This is a genomic window from Tardiphaga sp. 862_B3_N4_1, assembly GCF_051811085.1.
Lineage (GTDB): Bacteria > Pseudomonadota > Alphaproteobacteria > Rhizobiales > Xanthobacteraceae > Tardiphaga > Tardiphaga robiniae.
Map to the genome: position 1 here is coordinate 2,241,278 of NZ_JBPWQB010000002.1, position 24,899 is coordinate 2,266,176.

The following is a 24,899-nucleotide window of genomic DNA, read 5'->3' on the forward strand; positions in this document are numbered from 1 at the left end:
TCTGGCGCTGCTATTTGCAGGTCTGAGCGGGAAACGAGGCCCGGTGGCGTTTGCCGTCGTTTGCGGATATTGAGGGAAGCGGCAGATTGCTGAATACTGAGATCAGCGCGAGAGGACGGCCGATCCGAGGGCGTTGAGATTGAGCATTGCCGCGATGCCGATGAACAGGCCGCCGGCGCCACCGAGCAGGTTGAGCACAATGGTCGATTCTATGGCGTTCTTCGTGACGCCGTAAACAAGCGCGTACCCAGCGATGGCGGCCGGCACGGCGAAAATAGCGAGCGCGATGAGCCGAAGCGCGGGGTTCTTCGCAAAGCCGAGCACGGCGATGACGAGCCCGACAGAAAGCAGAGCTGCACCGATGGCGGCGAAACCTGACATCAGAAATCCAGCGTCGGTCCCATAAGTATATTGGACCGCTGTCAGCCCAACCATGAAGGGCAAGGCATAGATGGCGAAGTTATAGGCGATGACGCAAAGCGCGATCGACAAGGAGATGGCGAGCAGGATCAGGGTCATGGAAGCCTCCACAGAAAGGGTTGTGGGTTACGACAGGCTGCCAGAGGTACGCTCCGCCTGCGACTATGCTACTTCGCCGGTTCTTCGAGGATGCTATATTTGAGCCAGAGTGTGATCGTGTAGTCAAGTAAAGGCGGCTGAACCACCGCCGAGCGGCGGTGCTTACGCGCCGCCGTCGAACTTCATGACCGGGATGCCGAGCTTGCGGGCCTTGTCCGCAAGGTTTTCCTGAATCCCGGTGCCGGGAAAGATGATGACGCCGACCGGGAGGACATCCAGCATGGCGTCGTTACGCTTGAAGGGCGCGGACTTGCTGTGCCGTGTCCAGTCGGGTTTGAAGGCGACCTGCGGAACCTTGCGATTGTCGGCCCATTTTGCCGCGATCAACTCGGCGCCCTTCGGTGATCCACCGTGCAGCAAGACCATATCGGCATATTTGGCATGGACCTGATCGAGCTTGGCCCAGATCAGGTGATGATCGTTGAAGTCGAGACCGCCGGTGAAGGCGACCTTGGGACCGGCGGGCAGCATCACCTCGGTTTCGGCCCGACGCTTGGCGGCGAGGAAGTCCCGGCTGTCGATCATCGCTGAGGTCAGGTTGCGGTGGTTGACCATCGACCCGGAGCGCGGCCGCCAGGCCGATCCGGTGTGGCGCTCGAACTGTTCGGCGGCGACATCGCGGAAGAGTTCCATGCTGTTGCGCCGCTCGATGAAGGTCTGCCCCTCTGCCGTCAGGCGCTCCAGCTCGACCGACTTCACCTCGCTGCCATCCTGTTCCCTCTGGCCGCGGCGCTGCGCCTGCTCGTTATCATCCAGATCGCGTTCGATCCGGGCGGTGGCGCGGTGGAAGAGATTGACGGTCGACCACAACAGCTCGTCGAGGTCGGGCTCCAGGCGGGTGTCGCCGAGGGTCGCGATCAGGGCGTCGAAGATGTCTGCGACGGCGCCAGCGACAGCATTGCCTTCGGGAAGCGGCCTTGGGTCGGGTTCATCCTCGAAGGGACGGTAGCCGTAGAGCTGGAGTTCGTTGAGGAGGTGATCGGTAGGGGATGAGATGTGCGGCGGCTCGAAACCTGCGTCATCGTAGTCGGTCATCATGGTATTCGCCCTCGTCGGATCGACCGCGCCCATCGCGGCCTTCGCAGGCGACGAAAGCTGTCGGGCGGACCGGACCTGCACCCGCAGCGAAGCGAAGGGCCAAGCCTCAAGCGCTGGATGGCGAAGACCGGCTATTTTGCCTCGCGATGCAAAGCGCCCCCAAGGCGCGGCGGAAAATAGCCGGGCGGAGCCATTGCCGGTCGGGGCCGTTTGACGGCTCGATCGCCCTCTCAGAAGGCCGTGGGCGGCGGCCTCTCCGACACATTGGGGAAACATCCTGACCGGATACTGCAGGTTTCGGGCTGCTGCGCGGCTTATCCCTGGCGTGACCGATGCGTCCTTACGTTGCGAGAAATCGGCTGACGTCTTCAGGAACGATCTGAACCCGCAAGGCCGCCCGCAGCGCATCGATGCCGAGCTGACGTAGATCCTCATTGAAGTCCCCGAGCACTGGTGACAGGACGACCGCTTCGATCCCGACCGTCTGCGCCCGTTCGATCAGGCTGTCTCGTGCGCCATTCCCTGCCTGATCTTGATCGCGCACGATATAGAGCCGCCGCAGTGTTGCGGGAAACAGGATGGCGGCGAGGTGCGCCGCCGAGAGCGCCGCCATCATCGGCATATGGGGCAGGCCAGAGCGTGCTGACAGCACGGTCTCGATTCCTTCGCCGGCAGCCAGGACGTCTTGCGCCATACCGAAGCGGACGCCGTGCCCCAGGAGATGCCCCATCGCCCGCCTCGGCGTTTCGACAGGGGCTTTGTCGCTTCCATCGGGCAGGAGCCAGGTGCGATGCGCGCCGGTCTGGGCGCCGCCAAAGTCGGTGACGGCAGCGATCATCGCGGGCCAGGTCTCGGTGGGACCATGCCCCTCGGGCCGATAGTAGCAGTGCGAATGGAACCGGAGGCTGCCGGTTTCGTGCAAAGCCGTAATCGCACGTTTCCGTAAGTGCGCTTCCACGACGGTTCCGGCAATCGGCTGCGCCATGGCGAACAGACGCCGTGCCGCTTCCGGCGATCCGGCTGGCGCTGTTCCCGGCCGGGATCGGGGAACCGGATCAGGCTCCGGTCTTGGCAGACTGAGGAAGGACCGGGCTTCGTCAGCGACTTGCCTGAAGTCGATGAGGCCGCAGCTCTCGCGGATGACGTCGAGCAGGTCGCCATGTTCGCCGGTCGCCGCGTCGGTCCATTTTCCCGCTGCACCCTTGCTGGATTCCGGGCCGGTCAGGCGCACGAACATCGAGCGGCCGGCGTTGTTCTGGACATCGCCGACCAGCCAATATCGGCCTTCGCGATGGCCGTTCGACAGATAGTGCTTGCACACCGCCTCGGCCTGACGGCCGAGACGTTGCGCGAGCTCGGAGGCATCCTGACGAGCCATCTATGCCTCCCGTTCGCCGACGCGCTGGACAGGGTAGCGGTCCAGCACCTTGGCCAGGATGGCGGGGCCGGAAGCATCGGTGGGGATGAACATCCTCAGCTTCCACGAGATGATTTCGTGGAAGAGGCCGTAGGCCGAAAGACGGTCCCGCATGACGTCGGTGAAACCCGACAGCTCGATGCGGTTGGCGCCCATGACGCGGCTGCGCCGAAGCTGGAGCCCTTCGGTCAGATCGAGGATGGTCTTGCCGTCCATAAGTGCTGCGAAGGCGTCGTCCGGCGTTAGCGCCGAGGTGCCGGTGGCCATCGCGCCGGCGACCCAGGCAGGCGATACGCGGCGGCCGACGATACGCTCGCCGTCATCGGTCTGGAGCCGGTAAACCCGCGTCGAGTCATTCGGCAGGCGTTTCCAGATCGGCAGCAACAGGCCACTGACGACGTGGATAGTGCTATCGACGAACTCCGGCACCTCGGCCACCTCGACAGTCCAGGCAGATGCAAATGCGGCCTCGTCCGTTTCGACCCAATGGGTCTCGCCCATCATCTTGACCGGGATATTATGCGCCTCCATCGGCCGGATCAGCCGGATGCGCCGTTCGATCTCTCCATCGTCGAGCATGACGCTGGTGGTCGGGATCTGCACGGCGGCGCGGTCGGAGCGTTCATTGATGAGAAGTTTCGCCCGAGGGTCGGCAAGCTGTTCGAGCGCCTCGGCGAGCGTGACCGGGCGGTTGCGCTCTCGCTGCGTGATGGTCAGCAACCGGGCTTCGGCGCCAGTGCCCGGATGGACGTGGATGGTCTGGCGGTCGGTGACGACGAACGATTCCGCCCGCAGGGTTTCCAGCCCGACATCGTAGCTGCCGGAGGCGATAGCGCCCTCGATCTTGGCGTTCAGCAATTGCTCGAAAGCGGTGAACAGCACGCCCTGCAGATCGAGGGTCAACGCCAGCAAGCGGTTCAGGAACGTGGTGATGGGCGGCAGTTCGTCCTTGATGCCGGTATCGTCCATGAGCTTGAGGCCGGTGGCGTCCTCGAACATCTGAAGCGAGCAACCCTCGACCTTGCCGTGGACCAGCAGGAGATAGAGCTGGCGCAGGGCGTCGCGGGCATAGTGCGATTCCAGATTGTCCTCGGGCCGGAACAGGCCTTGACCGCCGGTCTGGCGTTGGCCGCGTGTGATCGCGCCCAGCGTGTCAAGGCGGCGGGCGATGGTGCTAAGAAAGCGTTTTTCGGCCTTTACGTCGGTCGAGATAGGACGGAACAGCGGAGGTTGCACCTGATTGGTCCGATTGGTGCGACCCAGCCCCTGAATGGCGGCGTCGGCCTTCCAGCCCGGTTCGAGCAGGTAGTGGATGCGCAGCCGCTGGTTCTTCGCATTGAGGTCGGCATGGTACGATCGCCCGGTGCCGCCCGCGTCCGAGAAGATCAGGATACGCTTCTGGTCGTCCATGAAGGCGGCGGTTTCCGCGAGATTGGCCGATCCGGCGCGGTTCTCGACGGCGAGACGATCAACGCCGCCGGGGCTGGTCTTGCGGACGATGCGACGCGAGCGGCCCGTGACCTCGGCCACGACGTCGGTTCCGAACCGCTGGATGATCTGGTCGAGTGCGCCCGGAACGGGTGGGAGCGAGGCGAGTTTCTCGATCAGCCGATCCCTGCGGGCGGCGGCCTCGCGGCTTTCGACCGGCTGGCCGTCGCGGTAGACCGGCCTCGATGACAGGTTGCCCTCCGAGTCGGTGAAGGGCTCGTTGAGCTGCACCGGGAAGGAATGGGCGAGGTAATCAAGGACGTATTCCCTGGGCGTGATGTCCACGCGGACGTCATTCCATTCCTCGACGGGAAGCTCGGCCAGCCTGCGTTCCATCAGGGCTTCGCCTGTGGAGACGATCTGGATTACGGCGGCATGGCCATCCGCCAGATCGCGATCGATGGCGGCGATCAGCGTCGGGGTCTTCATGCTGGTGAGGAGATGGCCGAAGAAGCGCTGCTTGGCCGACTCGAAGGCGGAACGTGCGGCGGACTTCGCTTGCCTGTTCAGCGTGCCGGAGCCGCTGTCGCCGCTGGTGATGTTGGCGGCCTGCATCGCGGCATCGAGATTGTTATGGATGACGCTGAACGCCCCGGCATAGGCATCGTAGATGCGGGTCTGTTCGGGCGTAAGCTGATGCTCGACCAGTTCGTATTCCACGCCATCATAAGAGAGTGACCGGGCGGTGTAGAGACCGAGCGCCCGGAGGTCGCGGGCAAGCACCTCCATCGCCGCGACGCCGCCCGCTTCGATGGCTTCGACGAATTCCGCCCTGGTCGAGAACGGGAAATCCTCGCCACCCCACAAGCCCAATCGTTGGGCGTAGGCAAGATTGTGGACCGTCGTGGCGCCAGTCGCCGACACATAAACGATACGGGCATTCGGCAGGGCGTGCTGAAGGCGAAGCCCGGCGCGACCCTGCTGCGAAGCGGCGACGTCGCCCCTCTCACCTTTGCCACCAGCGGCGTTCTGCATCGAATGGCTTTCGTCGAAAATGATCACTCCATCGAAGTCGGAGCCCAACCATTCGACGATTTGCTTGACCCGCGAAACCTTGCTCCCGCGCTCGTCGGAGCGTAGCGTGGCATAGGTCGTAAACAGGATGCCCTCCGGCAGGCGAATGTCCTTGCCCCGCGGGAAACGCGACAGCGGCGTGACCAGCAGCCGTTCCATCCCGAGCGCCGACCAGTCGCGCTGGGCGTCTTCGAGCAACTTGTCGGACTTGGAGATCCAGACGGCTTTGCGGCGGCCCTGCATCCAGTTGTCGAGGATGATCCCGGCAGACTGGCGGCCTTTGCCGGCGCCGGTGCCGTCGCCGAGCATGAAGCCGCGACGGAAGCGGACGGCGTTCGGTGCATCGTCGGGTGCAGCCGAGACGACATCGAACGTTTCGTCGAGCGTCCATGATCCGGCGAGGAAGTCCGCATGGGCCTCTCCGGCATAGATTACGGTCTCCAACTGGGCGTCGGACAGGATGCCATCGGTGACAATGTTGGTGGGAAGCCGCGGCCGGTAGCTCGGCTTGGGCGGCGCGACCGAGGACATGGCCGCCGATTGCACCAGCTTGGTCGGATGCGCCGTGGAGCCGGGAATACGGATCGCCTGCAATCCGTATTCTTCATAAATCGCATCGGTGATCCGGCCGTCTTCGGCAGGTGTCCAGTCCACGGTGTCATAGGCGAGTTCGACGCCTTCGGGTTCGGCGACGGAGCGGACGGGAGAGGCTGCGGCGGCACGCTTCAGATAGCCGCGAACGGTTCGCGGTGCGGCCGTGGGTGCAGTGGCGGGAACCGAGATCGCGGCATTGACCGGCAAACGTGCCGGGACGTGCTCGCCGATCCAGCCTATCAGCGTTGCGACATCGGGCGCGATCCCCGGCGATGCCGGAAACGCGGCCGGATCGTCGGCGGGCAGTTTGTCGATGACGGTCAGCCGCGTGTCGATGGTCGTGCCATGCTTGGCATAGACCGAGCCGTCGATGGACGCGGTGAACACCACGCGGCCATGTTCCTGAAGCCGGACGAAGGCATCACGCCAGGTCGGCGTATCCGGTGCGAAGCTCGATCCGGTGATCGTCACCAGCCGCCCGCCATCGGCCAGACGCACCAGCGCCGAGGCGACATGGCGATAAGCGGCGTCCGCCATCCGGCCGGAGACATTGGCCATCACCGAGAACGGAGGGTTCATCAGCACCACGGTCGGCACAAGAGCCGGGTCAAGATGGTCGTGGATCTGCGCTGCATCGAAGCGGGTGACGAGAATGGTCGGAAAGAGGTGGGAGAGAAGATCGGCGCGGGTTTCCGCCAATTCGTTGAGTACGAGCGATCCGCCGACGATCTCGGCCAGGATGGCGAGCAGGCCGGTGCCTGCCGAGGGTTCGAGAACCCGGTCGGCGGGCGTGATGGCGGCGGCGGTTGCGGCGATCAGCCCGAGCGGGATCGGCGTCGAGAATTGCTGGAAGGTCTGGCTTTCTTCCGAACGGCGCGTGTGGGTGGGCAGAAGCCCGGCGACCTTCGCCAGAAGCGGCAGGCCGGCGGCCTGAGAACCGGCTTTGCGGAAAAGCGCCTTTCCGTATTTGCGCAGGAACAGGATGGTCGCCGCTTCGCAGGCTTCATAGGCGGTTTTCCAATCCCAGGCGCCGGTGGCGTCGGATGCGCCGAAGGCGGTTTCCATCGCGCCGCGCAGGGTGGCGCCATCGACGCGATGGCCGCGTTCGAGATGGGGAAGGAGGAGAAACGCTGCCTGGTGGATAGCGAAGGCCGTATCGACGGCTGGAACGATCGGTGCAGCCGGAAGGGGAGCGGCGGAGGAAGCATATGTCATGGGAGGAACCTCGGAGAGCGGAAACGGATCGAGCCGCGCAGCGCTCTCTCTCGACCGCACTGGCTCAAACCCGTCCCGGCCTTCCTCTTCCTCTCAGATGGCCGGCCGTGGCCGACATGAAAAAAGCGCCCGGCCGCGAGGCGGGGCGCTCGTCAGGATCAACCGAAGCGGCGACCAGATGCTGTGAAAGTGTAGTCCATGGCCTCGATGCTCTCGTCGACGACGGCATCGGAGGTCTGATGCTCGTATTCGATTTCGAGCTGGCGGTAGAGCCAGCGGGCGAGATCACGCATCGCTTCGAGCACGGTGTCCTCGGCATCGGCGGTCATGTCCTGCCAGGTCGCGCTGTCGCGCTCGGCCGAAATCGACATGCAGTATTCGTGGTAATAATGACCGCTATGGCTGGCTTCGGCATGAAGCTGGTAGAAATTGCGCTGCTGGATCGCCTGCAAGGCATCGGCGATCCGGTAAAGCTCGGTGTCCTGGGGCGCGTGCTCTCTGATCCGGCGTGGAGCCTCCTTCCGGTAGGAATAGAAGGTCTCGAAGCAGGCGCCGTCGCCTTGGCTCCAGAAGCCCTGGAACCAGATGCACGGCTTATGCCTGACACCGCCGCCATAGAGGCGGACGGCGCGGGTCTTGAGGCGAAGGCCAAGGATTTCGCTGACGCGCTCGAAGTCGTCATAGACAAATTCGAACCAGTCATAGTCGAAGGCGCCTTCGCGATACCAGGCACGGGCCTTGTCTTTCGCGTCGTCGGACAACTCGTCGAGCCGATAGAGTGTGGTTTCGATGATCTCAGGCATCGGGCGCGCCTCCGTCGAGGACTTCGGCGAGCCAGCCGTCGGTATAGGTCCAGGCGATTGTTTCGCCGGTGCCGAGATCGAGGGCATGCGCTCCGCCGCCAAAGGCGTTGACGCGGGCCGTGGAGCAGGTGTTGGCGTATTGAAAACCCCAACGGCCGGTCAGTCCAAATTCCTTCGCGCAGATTTTGACGAACTGGATTAATCGCTCGGGATCGCCGGTCTCGTCATCGCGCATCCAGAGCTGGGTGCCGCTATGCTCGGGCTGGATCGACAGCAGGAAGCCCTCCGAAGGCGGGTCTTCCGATGCGCCGTCCTCGGACAGGCGATTGTAGAGGTCGAGTGCTCGGGCGGCATTGTCGGGTATGCCGACATCGAGCAAGCACGAGAAATGGGTGAAGTAGTTGGCCATGGAGTGTTACTCCAGAGAGCAGGAACGGGCCGAACCGGCGGACGCTCTCTCTCAACCCGACCGGCTCAAACCCGTCTCGGCCTTCCTCTTCCTCTGAATGCGGAAGACAAAAAAGCCCGGCGCTCTTGCGAGGCCGGGTTGTATTTGCTGATCCGCAAGCGGCCGACTACGCCGCCGCCCGGCCTTCGACGACATTTGCGCCAACCTCATCGGCGGTCACGTCCTCGAGCCGTGCCGAACTGTAGCGGTTCTTCGCCAGCCACAGCTCGGCGGCTTCGCGGCTTTCGGCCAGGTACAGCAGCTCGCTGTTGCCGCCGAAATCCTGAAGCACCCGCACCATGCCGATGGCGGGCCGCTCGGCGATCTCGAAGGTCAGATCGCTATCGACCGAATGAGTGCGCATGATGGTCACGAGGATGACGCCGCCGCTGGCGAAATTGCCCTCATGCAGGGTGATCGATGCCGGTGAGCAATAGGTCGGGCGCTTGCGGGCCGGTTCCTTCTTCACCAGCCGGCCGACACCGTTACGGCGTTCCCAGGCGGCGAGTTTCTTGGTGAAACGGGTCGGAGGTTTGGGCGTAGAGTCCGAGTAGCGGATGAGCGAACCGAGCGGCGCGGTGTCATGGACGATATGTGCGGACATGGAAACAGTCTCCAGAAACGAGAAAGGCCCGGCGGGATGCCGGGCCTGGATGGATGGGACGGAAGGAAACGGGGCGACCGGAGCCGCCCCGCCGGTGAGGATTATTCGGCGGCGACCAGATGGGCCGCGTCGTCCTCGCTTCGGTCCGGCTCGTCATCGCCGGCGAGGAAATCAGGCAGCGCCTCGGTATCGTCCTCGGGGGCAACTCCGTCGGGCGCCTGATCGACATCGGTCAGACGCAACGGTTCAGGCAGCCAGCCTGTGTCGGCCAGAAGGCGTTCAGCCTCCTTGGCCATGTCGCCCTTCTTCAGATGCTCGATCAACGAGGCCGCGCGTTCGCCGGCTCCCTCGCGCACGGCTTCGAGGATGCGGGGCTTGGTGACGCGGCCGAGATAGTTGTCGACCGTTGGCCGCCATCCCGCGCCCTCAACCATGTCGAGGTCCGTGGCGCGCGCCAGCCGGTCGGCCTGAGACAGCCGCTGATCCAGGCTGTGCTGCGAAAGCCCGGAGCCGCCGTTCCGGTCGACCTTTTCGTAGAGCGCATTCACGCCATAGGCGACGCAATGGGCGAGAAGCGCCATGCGGCTGGCGTCGTCGAGTGCGGCGATCCAGTCCCACAGTGCATCATCGTCGGTCGGCAAGTCCGCCTTCCAGTCCTCATACCGCGCCTTGATCGCCTTGGCCGAGGGGCTGTCCTTCAGGTCCGGTCCCTGAGTCGAGAAGAAGTGGTGGCGCACGGTGACTTCCAGGCATCCGCTCGGTGCGGAGTAACGGTAGCGCTCCATCACCAGCCGATGCAGCAGCGCGGTCATGGCGACATGGGGGTTGTTTGCCAGCGCATCGTGCAGCGCGAGCGTCCTGTGCGCCGTCAGCTCCGAGACCAACCGTTCGGGCAGCGGCTTGATGACGTTCGCCTCTTCCTCCTCCGGCTCGGCCGACTGGCCGCCAATGGTGATGACGGCTCGTTGCGCAGCGGCGATCGAAGACGCCGAACCATCGGGCGAAGCTCCCTCGTTTCCGTCACCTTTGCCGTCCACGACCAGGGGCGCTTCGTCCTCGGGATGGACATAACCGCAATCGACCGACAGGCGGCCTTCGCGGTCGATGCTGATGAACACGCCGGCGCGGGCGATCTCGGCCGGGTCATAGATGACGGGGCGGTTCTCGAAGGCCGCGAGGACGGTTTCGATCTCACCGACCCGCTCGTCCACCTCGTCCGGATATTGCTCGGCTTCGGCATATTCGGCTTCGAGGGCCTCGTATTCCGCGGTCAGGACATCGACGGTCGTCTGTTCCTCGTCGGTCAGGGGCGTGGTCGTGCCGATCAGCCGACGCAAGCCGTGACCGTGGCCATAGGGCGTCTCGACCCTGGCATCGACCCACTTCCAGCCCTCGGCGCCGATCGCCTCGGCTTCCGCCTTCAGCTTGTCGTCGGTGAGCTGGTCGAGCAGTCCGACATCCTGCAGCCAGCCGCCATCGTCGGACTGGAACAGGTCATTCAGGACGATGCCACCGGCGGCCTCATAGGCGGCGAGACCGACGAACTGTGCCCGCTTGTCGGAGGCGCGCACCGTGGTTTCGGTGAGCATGCGCCGGATCTGATGCGGCTCCTTCGACCACGAATCCTTGATCGCATCCCAGACCTGTTCCTGGCGGGCATGGTCGGGATTGACGGTGAAGGCCATGAGCTGCTCCAGCGTCACGATGTCCTCGGCATAGAGGTCGAGGAGCGAGGGCGCGACGTAGGCCAGGCGCAGGCGCTGCTTCACGATATTGACCGAGACGAAGAACGCGGCGGCGATCTCTTCCTCGGACATGCCCTTGAGGCGCATATCCTGAAACGCGCGGTACTGGTCGAGGGGATGGAGCGGGGCGCGCTGGAGGTTTTCGGCCAGGCTGTCGTCCTCAAGGAGGATGTCGCTGCCGGCTTCACGCACGACGCAGGGCACCGGCGCAGTCTTCGCCAGGCGCTTGGCCTTGACCAGCAGTTCAAGCGCCCGGTAGCGGCGGCCGCCAGCGGGGATTTCGAACATGCCGGTCTCATTGCCATCGGCATCGATGACCGGACGCACATTGAGGCCCTGTAGTAGGCCGCGCCGGGCGATGTCCCGCGAGAGTTCCTCGATCGACACGCCCGCCTTGACCTTGCGGACATTCGACTGGCTGAGGACCAGCTTGTTGAAGGGAATGTCGCGCGAGGACGACAGGGTGATTTTCTGAGCAGCAGTAGCCATCGTGGTAGTCTCCGCGACGGGCGCCGAGAGCCTCTCTCTCGACCTCAACCCGTCACGAAAATCCCCACACTCCTCTCACTCTGGGGTTGGGCGGTCCGTCGTGTCCAGAAGCAATTTGACTGCTTCCAGATGGTCGACCAGCGGTGCAATGCCCCTGGCCGCATCCGGGAGAGTCCATCCCAGGATCTGCGGATAGCGAAAGGCCTGGAAGGCGTGAGGTTGATCCAGGGCTTCCACGAGGGTCGCAAGGCCGGTTCTGTCCTTTGGGTGGAATCCTCCCTTAACAGCTTGGCGGTGGCAGCGTTCGAGACTGTGGCCTATCGCCATCAGACGCTCCTCATCGTGCCCCTGATGGCTCAACACTGCCTTGAGCGAGAGTTCCAGCGCATGAGCGACAAGCATCAAGAACGGCTCGCGCACGCCGCCGATACTGCCACACCGGGACAGGCGGACGGCTGCTTCGGCGTAACGTTCACCCATGGCCAGGTATCGGCGATCACGGCGATGATCGTTGCGGATGGGATCGTTCTCAGCCGATGGGGAGGGAGAGCTGGTTGCGGAAAGCACGGTCATTATGCCGCCTCCCGCTCATCGTCAAAATCGGTAATGGGTGAGGTCTGCTCCTGACCGGGCAGGAAGGACAAAATCCAGTCGGCCGCCTTGCTGGCGTGACTGGCGGCACGGACGATAGCCCGGTTGTCCTCGCGGAGGCAGTCGATCCAGGAGCCGATGTAGTCGGCGTGGCGTACGGTCGGCACAATGCCGAGTGAAGCGCAGCAGAAAGCTGAGATCAGTTCGGCCGTGATTTCCTCGACCGAATAGAGCTTCGAGCCGAAGGAGCCGGAGAGATTCCGGTTCAGCCGGTGGGGCGCTCCGCTGGCGTGGCCGATTTCGTGCAGCGCTGTCCGGTGCCAGTTGATGGGCTCGAAATAGGCCTGCGGAGGCGGGACCTGGATGTAGTCATGGGCGGGAACGTAGTAGGCGCGATTGCCGCCGATGCGGAAGTCGATGCCGGTCGCCTTGATGAGTGCTTCGACCTTCGGCTCGACCAGGCCGGGCAGCGGTGGCGGTGCGACGATGTTGACATCCTCGGGCAGGCCCTCGCATTGCGCCGCATTGAAGACGGTGAAGCGCTTCAGGAATGGGATTGTGTGGGCATCCTCACCGGTTTCGCGGGCGCGTTTCTTTTCGTCGTCGGGAACGAAGCGGTCGGCATAGACGACGGTGGTGCCGTGTTCGCCCTTGCGGACATTACCGCCGAGCGACAGGGCCTGGCGAAACGTCAGCCAGCTCTGGCCGGGGAAACCGTGCTGGATGACGGCACCCCAAAGGATCAGGACGTTGATGCCGGAATAGCCGCGCCCGGTGGCGGCGTTCTTCGGCATGGCGAGCGGCGCCTTCGCCGCTGCGGTTCCCCAGGGCTGGACCCAGGGCACGCGGCCTTCTTCCAGTTCGCCGATGATCTTGTTGGTGATATCGTCGTAAAGGTTGGTGCGATCAGCGCCGGTACGGGCGCTTCGGTTATAGCTGGCCATCGGGGCTGCTCCGCGACAGGCGCCGGAGACCTCTTCTCCAGTCCTCAACCCGTCACGGCCAAACCGGCCAAGCTCTTACTCTCAGGGGGCGTTGCGGGGTCTCCCCGCTGAAAGGGGTGTGCCGGCGACCTTGGCGCCGGCCAGGGGGAAGACCTTCCCCCCATCGAGACAGTGTTTTGGCAAAACCGGAAATACGCCGAACCGGAAATCAGGGAATACGCCCGCTCTCGCGCCAGACGCCTGTCGATCAGGTTGGAAATTTCTCCATCAGGATGAAAGTCGCATCTTGCCGCTGATGCGCGTTGATCAACGGAACCAGCCGGGTGAAATGCTCGGTGGCACAATGGGCATCGAGCGCCGCCCGATCCGGCCATTCCTCGATGAAGATGAAGTGGCCGGGATCTTTCTGATCCACGAACAAATCATAGGCTATGCAGAGTTCTTCTTGACGGGTTTTCTCGACCAGTTCCCGATAGAGCGGCAAAACAATCTCGACGGCCTCCAACTTGATGAAGTCCTGAGCGATGACTTTTAACATGCGACGATGATTCTTTCGTTGGCGGAGGCCTGTAGGCGGCAACCGCGCCATTCCCTACGATTCTCCGATTGTTACCGGACGCGGTTTTGTTCTTCGTCCGCGATAGCCTTGACGATCTCAAGATTCATTTCAGAAACGGGGGAGACGCGCGCAACCTCGGATGCGACCCTTGCCCAATGCCAAAATTCCGCAAGATTGCCCTCGGCTCGGCTGCGGGCGGCAAGACGTTGTGCCGCGTAGTAGGCTTCACGCTCATCTTCTTGAATCAGAATGCGAGCATCAGTCTGCATTCGCTGGCGACTGGCGCGTCGTTTCTCAATCCATCTGGAAAATCTATCTAACATCTACGACATTCGTGGCTGATACTGTTGCGCTCAACAATGCCCGGACTTTCAGGAAAGTCCAGAACGCGGCTTTGGGGGGGGCGGGGACACCATCCCGTCGCGGCCACGATTCCAAATTCAAGCCTTGAAAAGTCCGGCCACTGGCCGTACATTGTCCGCAGGAGAACGATGATGGCCACACCTGCTTTGAACACATCTCGCGGTCGTGTCCGTGGTGAGCGTCTGGAAACGCGTGTCACGGCTGACCAGAAGAGTCTTATAGAACATGCCGCTGCGCTTCAGGGCCGGACGGTGACGGATTTCGTGCTGACCAGCGTGCAGGAAGCCGCGCGCCGGGCTATCGAGGAGCATCAGCGCCTCGATCTGACCGTCCGGGACAGCCAGGCATTCGTGGACGCCCTGATCAACCCGCAGCCGGTCAATGACCGCCTGCGCGATACGGTGCAGCGGTATCGCCGGGCCACTGGCGTCTGACGGGTGGGGCGACTTGCTGACGAATCGTTGCGGGTCGAGGTACTCGGCCCGCAGCATGATCGGGCGTCGTTCGAGAGCGGCGTGGAGCCGCTCGATCGATATTTCAGGGCGCAAGCGGGACAGGACGCCCGTAAGAACATGGCGGCGCCGTTTGTGCTTGTGCTGCCGGATGGCGCCATCGCCGGCTATTACACGCTGTCCTCGACGGCGGTGAATGTCGGCGAATGGCCTGCCCAGACCGTCCGAAAACTCCCGCGCTACCCGCTCATTCCGGCGACACTGCTGGGGCGGTTGGCGGTTGATCGACATCATCAGGGCAATGGCTATGGCCGTTTTCTTCTGGCCGACGCCCTGTTTCGAGCTGTCAGAAGCGAGATCGCATCCTTCGCGGTGATCGTTGACGCCAAGGATGAAAATGCCCGCCGCTTCTATGAGCGGGAGAGTTTTTTGCCGTTCCCCGATCAGCCGATGAAGTTGTTTCGACCAATGACGGATATTGCAGAACTGTTCAAATAATGTGGCTGGGGAACGCAAAGTGGATATGAATTTGGAATGGGCCTCCCGGGGCGACGATAGGGGTGGCCCAGAAAATTGATTAGATTTCGCCGTCTGGCTCCAGTTCCATTAAATGCTTGGCTGATCGATCAAGGCATTCCTCAACCTCACCAACGCTACAGATTGCGTGTGTGGCGGGAAGTCCATGCGTCTCTTGGACCACTACGTGACGATCTTATCGCATACGTCCAAGAGGCGTTGGATGACGCCCGTCGAAGAATCCGGACTGGTTTCCAGGATGATCTTTCGCCGTTTAATGACCCAGCCCATGATCCGGCCGCGAATTATCCGGCAATGCTCAATCGCATATCGCTCCAAGGCTATCTCGGCGAGACGCTCGGCGCATTAGCAGTCGAGCATTTTGGTGCGATCGGATACTCAGACTGGAAAATTCCAGCGCTCTTGTTTCGTTTTCACGATCAAGAGTTTCAACACCTTGATCTTATTAACGAACGTCTCTTCGCCGGGGTCGCCCACGATCCTGACGCTGATGAGGAGAAGCGTCCGGGCCGCACGGGTGACGATGGCTTGGCGTTTCGTATGGACGATAATGGTGTCATTACAGACATCCTGACACTCGAAGCAAAATGTCTGACTGTCAGCAACACCGGTATCATGAAAGATGCGCATGAAAAGCTGGTTGCCGGAGGAAACAGGCCGAGCGGCGTCCGGGAACTAATTAATCTCCTGACGGAATATGACACGCCGGACGCCAAAGCTTGGCAGCAGGCACTCCTCCAGTTTTATTGGAAAGGCTTTCAAACCGCCACACGCCACGATGGTCTTGCCTATGCCGTAGGCCATTCGCCAAAGCAGCCGGTCGATCGAATTGCATGGCTTCCTCCCGCAGCACCGCATCCTTCCTATACCTTGCAGCGCAATCTTGAGGCGATGGAGTTTCAGTTCGAAAATTTAGACGCCGTTGTCGACATTTTGTATAGGGGGGGCTGAGATGACGAACGCTGCTACGGTCGCCATGGCGCGAGACATTCGCGAAGCCCTCGCGGGGCAGGCGCTGACTCCACGCCAAGCCAAGCTTTATAGTCAGAGGCTTCGGCGGGATATGGGGCGCGAAGGTCTGGCGAGCTTTGCACCTGGTGACGTCACTAGCTACCTTGATGAGGCCATGCTGCTTCTGGAGAGTGGCTGGTTAGAGCGAGGCGTGGATATTGGGTCGCCCTGGCGAGCCTCGGTGAAGCGATCGGCGGAGATCATCGAGTGGTTGTCGCAATCACAGTTGCGTCCGCCCGGTACTCCACTTCATCTGCTGGCTGCAGCTGCCTATCAGTTGGCCGACTATCCGGCGATGGCGCTGGGCCACCTTCGAAGGCTTCCTGAGGGTGAACCGCTCTCGGAACTCCTCAGGCAGTTTGTCCGCGCAGATTTCCCAGCGGCGTTTCAGGCCGTACTCACTTTTTGGAACGATTATCGAACATTGCGTGACAATGGCCGTCTCGATCCCGGCGATTTGGAAGTGGCGTCCGTTCAGCACGTTGTCATGTGTATCGGAACGATCTGCGCATTTCTGCGAACTGGAGGGGACGTCCCGGTTGAACGCGCGGTGGTCAAACTTGAAGCACTTGCTTTAGGGTTTCTGCATAGTCGCGATTCTTACTCTTACCTCCTTGCCAAACTGACCGCCGCGAGCGCGCGACGATTCATAGAAACTTGTCTATGGCCACAGATCGAGCGCTTGCGCGTTGCCTCCAGCGGATCGGCGGGTGATGCTCTTACCCAGTTTGCGCGTTCGGCGTTTGTTAACAGGCGCGCACTGGTTTGGCCGGCGCAGGCGGCGGGTATCGCCAAATTGCAGGATAATACGTCGTTCGTGTTATGCACGCCCACCGGTTCTGGAAAGACCACAGTTGCGACCTTGGGGGCAGTACAGGGCTTGTTCGCCGACGCACCGGGCGGAGTCGCAGCTGGGAATCTGGTTCTTTATCTCGTGCCATCACGCGCACTGGCGGCCGAGGTGGAAGGCCGTTTAGCCGAGGATCTTCGCGGAATCGCGGTGGAACCCGTTGTTGTTACAGGTCTGTATGGCGGTGTTGATTGGGGCCCAACTGATGCGTGGGTTCAAACTGATCAACCGACAGTCGTTATCTGCACGTTCGAAAAGGCGGATGCGCTGCTGCGCTATCTGGGGGTCCTGTTTCTCGACCGGGTTCGTACCATCATTATCGATGAGGCCCATATGGTGGAGCAGGACGAGACAAGGCTGACCGGGCTGAGTGATGGAACATCACGATCGTTTAGGCTGGAACAACTCGGTTCCCGCCTCTTGCGCGCGCGTGAAGATCATGAGTTTCGAATCGTCGCGCTCTCGGCCGTGGCTGCACGGGCCGCCCCCGCTCTGGCGAGGTGGATATCGAACACGCCCGATGCGGTGCCAACAAGTTCGGCATACCGTAGTACGCGGCAAATGCTTGGCCGGCTCGAAGTCAGTTCCAACGGGCAGTTCGCGATAAGATACAGTTTGATGGACGGACATTCGCTCAAGTTTGACGATGAGCAGCGCGACGACTCGCCCTTTGTGCGCGAACCCTTTCCGTCAGTGCCGGGCGGCTTGGATGCTGAGGCTGGGCCGGAGGTGCGCATGAGGGCGCCAACGCTTTGGGCGGCCCTCAATCTTGCGGCGAAGCGCCCAGACGGTTCGACGCCTGCGGTCTTGATTTCGCTAACACAGAACGTCGACACTTTTGCGGCAACATGCGCCGATCTCATGGATGCATGGCAGGACATCGCGCTGCCTGATTATTGGTCAGTCGATGAAGGAAATCAAATCTGGGCGCGCTGCCTGGCAACCGCGATCGACTACTTCACGGCAGATTCGGTAGAATACCGTCTGTTGGCCCGAGGCATTGTAGTGCATCACGGCAAGATGCCTGGCCTGCTGGCCCGTCGCCTCAAGACGGTCATTGACCGGGGCTATGTGCGGGTCATCATTGCAACGTCGACTCTGTCGGAAGGCGTCAACATCCCGGTCAACTTCCTGCTGATACCGAGCGTCTTCAGGAGCAATACTGAGATGACGTTGCAGGAGTTCAGCAATCTGATCGGCCGCGCGGGACGCCCTGGTGTAGCAACGGAGGGTAGCGCACTCGTGATATTGCCCGAGCGAACCTACGAAAGAAAATATGGGCGAATGGTTCCCAGTTATAGCAGGCAATGGAACGGTTACGAAAGTCTCGTCAATAAGCTGGAGGAGGCGACCGCTGCTCTTGGCGATCTGATCCCTGACGATCATGCTTCCAGTCCGCTTGCTCATTTGCTGCGTGAGTTGGAGCGCGAATGGATGAATTTGACCGGCGGCGGAACCGAAGCTGAATTTTCTGATTGGCTGGAACAAACCATCGTATCTGAACCGGGGGAGGATGCTCCGTCCAGCCATGCTTATCTCGACTCTCTCGACGCTTTTCTCATAGCGGCGATTCAGGAAGTTGAGGAGTTGAGAGGGGTAGATCTTGACGCTGCTCAACTGGAAGCGGAGTTGGCACGAATATGGCGCCGAACCTATGCCTTTGCAGCCTCTCATGGCGAGGCGCGACTAGCTGCCGTTTGGTTAGCGCGCGGCAAAGCCATAAAAACGCAGTATCCCGATCCAGTTCAACGACGACGACTATATAAGACAAGTCTGACGCCGCGATCCGCGAAATCCTTGATCGAGCGTGCGGTGGCCATTCGTGCCAAGCTAGTGGAGGGCCATGAATACGCAGGTTGGACCTCCGAACAACAACTGGAATTCATCCGTGATGTCCTGTCGCTCCTGTCTGAGATTCCGGTGTTCGCGATCGATACCAAGCTTGGCAGGAAGAAGAATTTCGACGATTGGCCCAAACTCCTTCGCTGGTGGTTAGCCAAGTCAACACTTGCGCAGCAGCCTCGGGCCGGCGAGGTCACGAACTGGTATGGGTTTGTGGCGAACAACTTCATTTATCGAGGGACGTGGGGCCTTGGCAGCGTCATCGGCTTACTACTGGACACAACTGACGACGGACAGCCCATACGAGCACTGGAAATCGCCGATTGGCCCCTAAGCGGGTTGCCTTGGATCGCGTTTTGGCTGAAGGAGCTGATAGGTTGGGGTACGCTAGACCCCGTCGCAGCATTTTTGCTTGCACGCGGCGACGCCATCGATCGGCCACAGGCTGAGTTGGAGGCGAAGACCTACTACGAAAGTCGGCCAGATGGCGAGAACGCCAACGATCTTTTGGATCCTCGGAATATCCGCACTTGGGTTGAAGCCAGACTGGTGCCGCGAGCGCCACGTCAGGCAAGTGCAACAATCGCAATCAAGGTAGATTTGGCACGCTCAGCGGCTGATTTTCGGCAGGCGCGATTGGTTGTGTTGCCGCTGGATGAAGGGGCAGCTCTCATCTGGCTCGACCCGGCCGGTTACGAAGTTGCACGAAGCAAAAAGCCGGATAATTGGCCGAACAATCCAAGTCTTTTCCAGTTTGAACTCGATGTGGCGATGTCACAGGTTTTAGCTGATCGCTACCTACCGCACCGATAAAAATCGACAAATTCGGTATGGGGTCAGGTGAAGGCAGCCGACACCCCACGGAAAACCATGTTACGCTCAGGCGATGATGATAAGCTCGCATGGTGTACCCGACGGGGCTCGTCTACATACGTGCGCAGACAGCGTAATCGCCTGAGCACGACTCTCACAAATCCATTGCTGTTACCGCTCTGGTGCGCGTCTTGTATCCGCCTTGCGTATTGTATCGACCCTAGCGAGGAAGGCGGCGCTGGATACCTTCCAAAAGATAGGCGATAAGGAGGGGCAAGCCGCGCATTTCAATGCCCATCTTTCGACGTGCATTCACGGCCGCCAGCAAATCCTGCCATTCAGCGAGAAGCTCCGCCTCGTCTTCCTTCGTCAGGATGCTCAGGTCGATGTCATTCCCCAGTCGCTGCCGAAGAAAGTCGAATATATTTCCGTTTTCAATTTTCGATTTTGCTTCGGCAATCGTCAGGTCGTCGTATCGCCCGCAATCCATTGCTGCGTTCAGATAGAACGCCAAAAAAGTAAGAGACGTAATCCGCATTGCTTTTCCGTTTCAATCGAGTGAATACATGTTCTTCGTTCGTGGAGGGATGGTCTTCGGGCTGTCGCCCTTCTATTTCGTCAACCATTGTCCATAGGCTTCCACGTCGATCATCGGCACGGTTCCGCTGAATTGCAGTTGAGATATCAGCTTGAACAGGAATGCTGTCGCCGGTTTGTTTTCGTTGACGAAGCTGTAGCTCGCGGCCGTTTGGTCGAACGAGAAGTGGCCATGGGACGCGACGCAGCCGATATCGAGCCGACCGTCGCCTATATTGGCTGCCAGAGCCTTCTCAAATGAGGCCCCGAGAGCGGGACTCCATTCGCTTTCAAAGGTCAGGAGGCCGCCCAAAATCGGGATCAAGGGTTTCGCCGGATAGACGCCTTGGGCGTATGGAATTGGGAGGCTCGTGCGATGAAGGCGCCTGACGCTCGCAACCTTTTCCTGCGCGTATGCGACCAAGCTAGCGTCCGCCGTCTGCTTTGCCTCAAAAACGGCATAGACGCTTTCGGCAGGGATGATCGTCTCGTTTTCGTAGGTGAAGATAAACGGCGAGTATTGGCGATCGAAAATCACCACATCGATCTGCTGGCTGAAGTTGCCCAAGCTATCGACCACATGCGCCTTCGCAGCCTGATAGCGCTTCGGCAAATACGTCTCCAACATGCTGATCCAGACATTCTCGCTGGCATCGCCCTTCGTCCCTGGATGGTTGAACGACTTCCGGACGATTGCGAGACGCTGCTGAATATCTTCATGCAACGAGGAGAGAAGTTGGGACAAAGACCATTCCGACATCGGTAAACCTCAGTGTGATTCTCGTGCCTGCGATCAGGACAGCGGAAATTTCGGGCCAAACAATTCACGCCATGCGCGCAACGCTTCGCCGTTCCGGCCGCGGCGCGCATGGTCGATTGCAAGAGTTGCTTCGCGCTCCGCCGCACGAAGAAGATCGCACGCCCGCGTCTTGCGCGCGGTGTCCATGCCGTTGCTGATCGGCGGGCCGAGACCGGCGGGGTCGGGCCACTCGTCGAAAATCCGGGCGGCGAGCGTCGCAAAGAACCCCTGGATCTCGCGGTCAAAGCTGCCACCCCAGCCGCCATAAAGGCATTGCATTGCCATGACTTCGATGAGGAACGAGGGCTTCACCGGCTTCTCGCCGTGCTTGGGGTTGTTGTTCCAGTATTTCAACATCCGCACGAGACCCTTCCATTCACTGGAATAGGCCTGATGCGCGGCGGTGGCCTCTGCGGCATGGGTTTGAGGGTTGGTCCCGATCCACTTGCCGAGTTCGTTGTCGGGAATCTCGAAATCCTCATCCTTGTCGAAAGCCGGGACGACATCGACGCTGATGACGCGATAGTCGGTATTGTCGTCAGCGTCGGCCTTCACGCCGAAATCGACGTTGATCGAGCGGTTCTGCTTCTTGGCCTTGTCACCATATTTTTCGACCAAGGCATTGTGAAAGTCGGCCAACACCACCGACGGCGCCTTCGAGCGGTAGTGATCCTCCGAGGATTTCAGGACGAAAAAGATGTCGATATCCTTCAACGGCTTCGTCTTGGTCCAGCGGGCATAGGATCCGGTCAGGAAGCTCCGGTCGATCTTGAACTTGGTGTCCAGATAATCCCGGACCTCTTTCTGGCGCGCCGAGGCGTTTGCCTGCTCCCGATCATTCAGCTCGAGACGGCTCTTGAATTTGCGAAACGCTTCGTCGATCGTGAGCATCAGGCTCTCCTCAGATAAGATGTGCTGGCGCCGAGGCCACTGTGCTCGACCGTCGTCCCGAGGCTTTGGCGAACCATGCCCTCCGTCGAGCGGCCGCTCGCCTTGCTCCAACCGGCCACGTCGGGACGGCCGGGCTTGCTTTGCAGAAGCAGTCGATACCGCGCCTCGCTCGGAACCAGCCCCGCCTTTCTGATGGCGTATTTGAGCTGCTCGGTGTCCGTCCAGAAACTACCGTCGCCGCCGGACCAGCCATAGGCGATGTCGATGTCCCAACGGAAAATCAGTGCGTCGGTCTTCGGATTGTAGATTTCCAGCTTTACTGTTTCGAGGTCGCCTGTGTTCAGCCAGGTCTGGACACCGCGCATGTGCAACTTCCAGTCGCCGACGAACTCGGACGGATCAAGGCCCACAAGACGGATGATATCCTTCAAGCTTTTGAGGATGTTGTCCGCCACATAGGTGACAGAGTGGGTATAGGTATTGACGGCGACGTTGGTCATGAGCCCAGAAACCCTTTCGGATCGAACACAAGGGTCTGTGATTTCGCGGTCGCCGCCTCGTCGGCGCTCGAGACAGCCGCATCGAGGTCGCGCGCCGTGATGCGGGTGCTGCATTTCTTCAGCGCGCCCTGAACCCAGGCAAGATCGTCCGCAAGGCAAGGCAGCGAAACCCGCCAGTCCCCTTTCAGCGGGTCAAAGCCAAGGGCATCTTCGTTGGCGTCGGAACCCTCGATGGCGTCATCGTCATAGAGGCAATAGATTCGCGTGCGCGGACCATCGCAGGTAACTGTGATGGCGGCATCCTTGGGCGCCTGATCCGCGATAACACTGGCGGCGACACCGGTGACGGCAAGAAGCTCCGTCCGTGCATCACCGGTCTTTCCCAGGGTCAACAGATCAACGATCGCCGTCCAGGTCCGTGAGGCGTCACGCTCGGGCGTGCTCTTGAATGTCCGGCTGGCTACGGTGCTCATGACGCCTTGCCTCCCGACATACGGCCCGCCTTGGCGGCGCGCGCCGCGGCAAACAGATCTTCGATAGTCACGCGTTCCGGATTCATGGCCGTTTGCGGGCTGCTTGCCAAAGCGTTGGCCACCATCTTGCGGATGGCGCGTCCGTCGAGCCCGACGCATTCGGCTGCGCAGCGGTCGAAACCCGCGGCTGTCGGCAGCTTTGCGATAGCCGAATAGGTCTTGCCGAGACCAGTCAGGCAATCCTTCAGGATAAGCCCGCATGCTTCACGATCCGGCAGGGGCACATGGACGACTAGGTCACAGCGCGACGTGAAGGCCGCATCGACCGCCTGGGGAAAGTTGCTTGTGGCAAGGAACAACAGGTTCGGATGCCGCTCGGCCAGCGCATCGAGCTGAACGAGCACGGCATCGGTTGCGCGGTGGATATCGATCGGATTGGCCTCCAGGCTCATTTTCGACCGGTCGGCGGCAAGCGTCTCGACTTCATCGAGAAGCACAATCGTCGGTCCCGCGGCGGCGGCTTCGGCGATCGACTGTGAGAACAGCTCCGATACCGCACGCTGGGTCTTGCCCATTGCCGAACTGGTAAGCGCGTGCGGCTCGACTTCGAGCAGGCGGAACCCGCCGCCCGGAAATGTCTCGGCGGTACGATGCGCCAACCCGCGAGCAAGGGAGGTCTTGCCAGTCCCGGGCGGTCCGACAAGCAGAATCACGCCGTGCAACGGAATGACACTACGGTCGACCTTGCCTCGCATCGTGAAGTTCAGCATCGCCTGAGAGAGAAGCTGGGCCTTCAAGCGCTCATCTAGAATGATCGAATTCCACAGGGCTCCGAGCGCAGGATCGGGAAGCCGGCGTGCGCGCTGGATGCCCTTGGGTTGGTTGAAATCCTCGTTCTGCACTGCCGTCAGCTTCTGCATCTTGATCGTCCTCGCGTTGCCTGCCTGGTGGGTTGAATGCGAAATGGGAAGAGCCGCGCCCGGGTGGGCGCGGCCGCTGGAATCATCCCTTCGGGGGGAAGGGGTCGTTGCCGTAGGAGTTCGCATCCCGGATGCGGCCATCGGGACGGTGGATCACTACCTCGCCACGTTCGCGGATCGCAGTATTGCGCGCCGCCTCGGTAGCCTGCGCTTGGGTGCCGTGGGTCGATCCCACGCGGGACGCCCCTTCTCGACGCGTCGCCCAACCGGAATCGTGGGGAACGACATGGATGCGTTTTGACATTCCGAATTCCTTTCTGTTAGCCGCCGGCCGAATTCGACATTCACCGACGCTTAACTAATTTCACGACACCGGAATGTTGTCAATAAGCACATTGTAAATGATATCATTAAGCACAATATGTTTGCGACGTTGACATCGCGCGGTGCGGAGAGCAAACATTGATCATGTCAGACGAGTCGATCTATGTAGCGTTCGGGCGGCTTGTCGCCGCGAGACGAAAGACACTTGAACTCACCCAAACCGAGCTGGCGGCAAGGGTGGGCATGTCGCGTGCGTCAGTGGCAAACATTGAGAGTGGCCGGCAGAACGTGTTGCTGCATCACGTTTACAGTCTCGCGTCGGCGCTGGAATTTTCGAAGCCTGCCGATTTGCTGCCCACCGCGCCGAAACCACAGCCCCGGGAGGACTTGCAGATGATCTTGTCAGACGAAACCGTGACCGCTCGCGGCAAGGCTCAAATCAATGATCTGATTGCGGATGCACTTGCGCGCCATGGGTCCGGAAGGACGGGGTCGTGACCGCAAACCCTGAAATGGCGCGGGAAGCTGCGCGCACGATTTTGCGAGAGTTCGGAGTAAAGGGAGCACCGGTTCCCATTGAGCGCATTATCAAAGCCAGAAATGTCATGCTTCAATACGCGCCACTGGAGGATGATCTCTCCGGCATGGCCTTCATAAAGGACGGTGTTGGTATCATCGGCGTGAACGCCTTGCATCACCCGAACCGGCAACGGTTTACGGCCGCGCATGAGCTCGGACATCATGTGTTGCATGCTTCGGATATCCAGAAGGCCGTGCATGTGGACAAGGGGTTTCGGGTCTTGATGCGCGATGACGTCTCGTCCCAGGGCATTGACCCGCTGGAGGTCGAGGCCAATGCCTTTGCCTCCGAACTCCTTATGCCGCGAGAACTCCTTGCAATTGCTCTCGACGCCAGTGGATTGGATATGGAGGATGATGCCGGGATCGAAGCGCTTGCGAAAAAGTTCCGGGTCAGTGCATCCGCTATGCGGTTCCGCCTAGCGGGTCATTTCTAGGCGA

General features: G+C 61.1%; 25 protein-coding genes. 6 read left to right on the plus strand and 19 right to left on the minus strand.

The annotated features are described in order from the left end of the window. Nucleotides 1-102: 102 nt before the first annotated feature. The 12 genes from AB8B02_RS27835 to AB8B02_RS27890 all read right to left on the minus strand — a co-directional run bounded on the left by AB8B02_RS27835 (nt 103) and on the right by AB8B02_RS27890 (nt 13,851). A complete protein-coding gene (locus AB8B02_RS27835) occupies nt 103-519 on the minus strand; it encodes a hypothetical protein (protein ID WP_439065738.1) in 417 nt (138 codons plus the stop codon). A 162-nt stretch (nt 520-681) separates the two neighbouring features. Further along, nucleotides 682-1,650: a DUF2493 domain-containing protein gene (locus AB8B02_RS27840; RefSeq protein WP_439065739.1), complete on the minus strand. Its 969-nt coding sequence runs from the start codon at nt 1,648-1,650 to the stop codon at nt 682-684. Between the two features lie 307 nt (nt 1,651-1,957). Beyond that, complete coding sequence (locus AB8B02_RS27845) at nt 1,958-2,995, minus strand: DUF7146 domain-containing protein (RefSeq protein WP_439065740.1); 1,038 nt, start codon at nt 2,993-2,995, stop codon at nt 1,958-1,960. Continuing rightward, on the minus strand, nt 2,996-7,345 hold the full coding sequence (locus tag AB8B02_RS27850) for a strawberry notch-like NTP hydrolase domain-containing protein (protein WP_439065741.1): 4,350 nt from the start codon (nt 7,343-7,345) through the stop codon (nt 2,996-2,998). Nucleotides 7,346-7,503: 158 nt separating this feature from the next. Further along, nucleotides 7,504-8,148, minus strand: coding sequence for an antitoxin of toxin-antitoxin stability system (locus tag AB8B02_RS27855; RefSeq protein ID WP_439065742.1), 645 nt, complete (start codon nt 8,146-8,148; stop codon nt 7,504-7,506). Beyond that, nucleotides 8,141-8,557: a hypothetical protein gene (locus AB8B02_RS27860; RefSeq protein ID WP_439065743.1), complete on the minus strand. Its 417-nt coding sequence runs from the start codon at nt 8,555-8,557 to the stop codon at nt 8,141-8,143. The genes AB8B02_RS27855 and AB8B02_RS27860 overlap by 8 nt, the downstream gene beginning before the upstream one ends. 166 nt (nt 8,558-8,723) lie before the next feature. After that, entirely contained in the window at nt 8,724-9,200 is a 477-nt protein-coding gene (locus AB8B02_RS27865; RefSeq protein ID WP_439065744.1) for a hypothetical protein, read from the minus strand. A gap of 101 nt (nt 9,201-9,301) precedes the next feature. Beyond that, nucleotides 9,302-11,434 carry a ParB/RepB/Spo0J family partition protein gene (locus AB8B02_RS27870; RefSeq protein WP_439065745.1) on the minus strand — a complete coding sequence of 711 codons (2,133 nt, stop codon included), beginning with the start codon at nt 11,432-11,434 and terminating at the stop codon, nt 9,302-9,304. A gap of 75 nt (nt 11,435-11,509) precedes the next feature. Then, nucleotides 11,510-12,007, minus strand: a complete 498-nt coding sequence (locus tag AB8B02_RS27875; RefSeq protein WP_439065746.1) for a hypothetical protein — start codon at nt 12,005-12,007, stop codon at nt 11,510-11,512. Next, entirely contained in the window at nt 12,007-12,969 is a 963-nt protein-coding gene (locus AB8B02_RS27880) for an ArdC family protein (protein ID WP_439065747.1), read from the minus strand. The genes AB8B02_RS27875 and AB8B02_RS27880 overlap by 1 nt, the downstream gene beginning before the upstream one ends. 247 nt (nt 12,970-13,216) lie before the next feature. After that, nucleotides 13,217-13,558 (minus strand): putative quinol monooxygenase, encoded by a 342-nt coding sequence (locus AB8B02_RS27885; RefSeq protein ID WP_439065748.1) that lies wholly within the window; start codon nt 13,556-13,558, stop codon nt 13,217-13,219. Nucleotides 13,559-13,578: 20 nt separating this feature from the next. Next, nucleotides 13,579-13,851, minus strand: coding sequence for a hypothetical protein (locus tag AB8B02_RS27890; RefSeq protein WP_439065749.1), 273 nt, complete (start codon nt 13,849-13,851; stop codon nt 13,579-13,581). A gap of 171 nt (nt 13,852-14,022) precedes the next feature. Here AB8B02_RS27890 and AB8B02_RS27895 point away from each other — a divergent pair, with 171 nt between their 5' ends. From AB8B02_RS27895 to AB8B02_RS27910, 4 genes are all read left to right on the plus strand, one after another. Next, a complete protein-coding gene (locus AB8B02_RS27895) occupies nt 14,023-14,325 on the plus strand; it encodes a DUF1778 domain-containing protein (protein WP_439065750.1) in 303 nt (100 codons plus the stop codon). A gap of 81 nt (nt 14,326-14,406) precedes the next feature. Then, complete coding sequence (locus AB8B02_RS27900; RefSeq protein ID WP_394083248.1) at nt 14,407-14,841, plus strand: GNAT family N-acetyltransferase; 435 nt, start codon at nt 14,407-14,409, stop codon at nt 14,839-14,841. A 237-nt stretch (nt 14,842-15,078) separates the two neighbouring features. Continuing rightward, nucleotides 15,079-15,831 carry a hypothetical protein gene (locus AB8B02_RS27905; protein ID WP_439065751.1) on the plus strand — a complete coding sequence of 251 codons (753 nt, stop codon included), beginning with the start codon at nt 15,079-15,081 and terminating at the stop codon, nt 15,829-15,831. Nucleotide 15,832: 1 nt separating this feature from the next. Beyond that, entirely contained in the window at nt 15,833-19,396 is a 3,564-nt protein-coding gene (locus AB8B02_RS27910) for a DEAD/DEAH box helicase (protein WP_439065752.1), read from the plus strand. A 220-nt stretch (nt 19,397-19,616) separates the two neighbouring features. Here AB8B02_RS27910 and AB8B02_RS27915 read toward each other — a convergent pair whose 3' ends face one another. From AB8B02_RS27915 to AB8B02_RS27945, 7 genes are all read right to left on the minus strand, one after another. Beyond that, nucleotides 19,617-19,934 carry a hypothetical protein gene (locus tag AB8B02_RS27915; protein WP_439065753.1) on the minus strand — a complete coding sequence of 106 codons (318 nt, stop codon included), beginning with the start codon at nt 19,932-19,934 and terminating at the stop codon, nt 19,617-19,619. 72 nt (nt 19,935-20,006) lie between these two features. Further along, a complete protein-coding gene (gene nucC, locus AB8B02_RS27920; protein WP_394083256.1) occupies nt 20,007-20,732 on the minus strand; it encodes a CBASS effector endonuclease NucC in 726 nt (241 codons plus the stop codon). A gap of 33 nt (nt 20,733-20,765) precedes the next feature. Beyond that, nucleotides 20,766-21,662 carry a CBASS oligonucleotide cyclase gene (locus AB8B02_RS27925; RefSeq protein ID WP_439065754.1) on the minus strand — a complete coding sequence of 299 codons (897 nt, stop codon included), beginning with the start codon at nt 21,660-21,662 and terminating at the stop codon, nt 20,766-20,768. Beyond that, nucleotides 21,662-22,162 (minus strand): HORMA domain containing protein, encoded by a 501-nt coding sequence (locus AB8B02_RS27930; protein WP_439065755.1) that lies wholly within the window; start codon nt 22,160-22,162, stop codon nt 21,662-21,664. Before AB8B02_RS27930 ends, AB8B02_RS27925 begins: the two co-directional genes overlap by 1 nt. Next, nucleotides 22,159-22,635, minus strand: a complete 477-nt coding sequence (locus AB8B02_RS27935; RefSeq protein ID WP_439065756.1) for a hypothetical protein — start codon at nt 22,633-22,635, stop codon at nt 22,159-22,161. Before AB8B02_RS27935 ends, AB8B02_RS27930 begins: the two co-directional genes overlap by 4 nt. After that, complete coding sequence (locus AB8B02_RS27940) at nt 22,632-23,555, minus strand: AAA family ATPase (protein ID WP_439065954.1); 924 nt, start codon at nt 23,553-23,555, stop codon at nt 22,632-22,634. The genes AB8B02_RS27935 and AB8B02_RS27940 overlap by 4 nt, the downstream gene beginning before the upstream one ends. A gap of 82 nt (nt 23,556-23,637) precedes the next feature. Next, a complete protein-coding gene (locus AB8B02_RS27945) occupies nt 23,638-23,859 on the minus strand; it encodes a DUF2188 domain-containing protein (RefSeq protein ID WP_113240876.1) in 222 nt (73 codons plus the stop codon). Nucleotides 23,860-24,023: 164 nt separating this feature from the next. On the opposite strand from AB8B02_RS27945, the gene AB8B02_RS27950 reads away from it, so the two are divergent. Both AB8B02_RS27950 and AB8B02_RS27955 read left to right on the plus strand, forming a co-directional pair. Continuing rightward, entirely contained in the window at nt 24,024-24,377 is a 354-nt protein-coding gene (locus AB8B02_RS27950; RefSeq protein ID WP_394083859.1) for a helix-turn-helix domain-containing protein, read from the plus strand. Then, nucleotides 24,374-24,895 carry an ImmA/IrrE family metallo-endopeptidase gene (locus tag AB8B02_RS27955; RefSeq protein ID WP_394083266.1) on the plus strand — a complete coding sequence of 174 codons (522 nt, stop codon included), beginning with the start codon at nt 24,374-24,376 and terminating at the stop codon, nt 24,893-24,895. The genes AB8B02_RS27950 and AB8B02_RS27955 overlap by 4 nt, the downstream gene beginning before the upstream one ends. Nucleotides 24,896-24,899 lie beyond the last annotated feature (4 nt).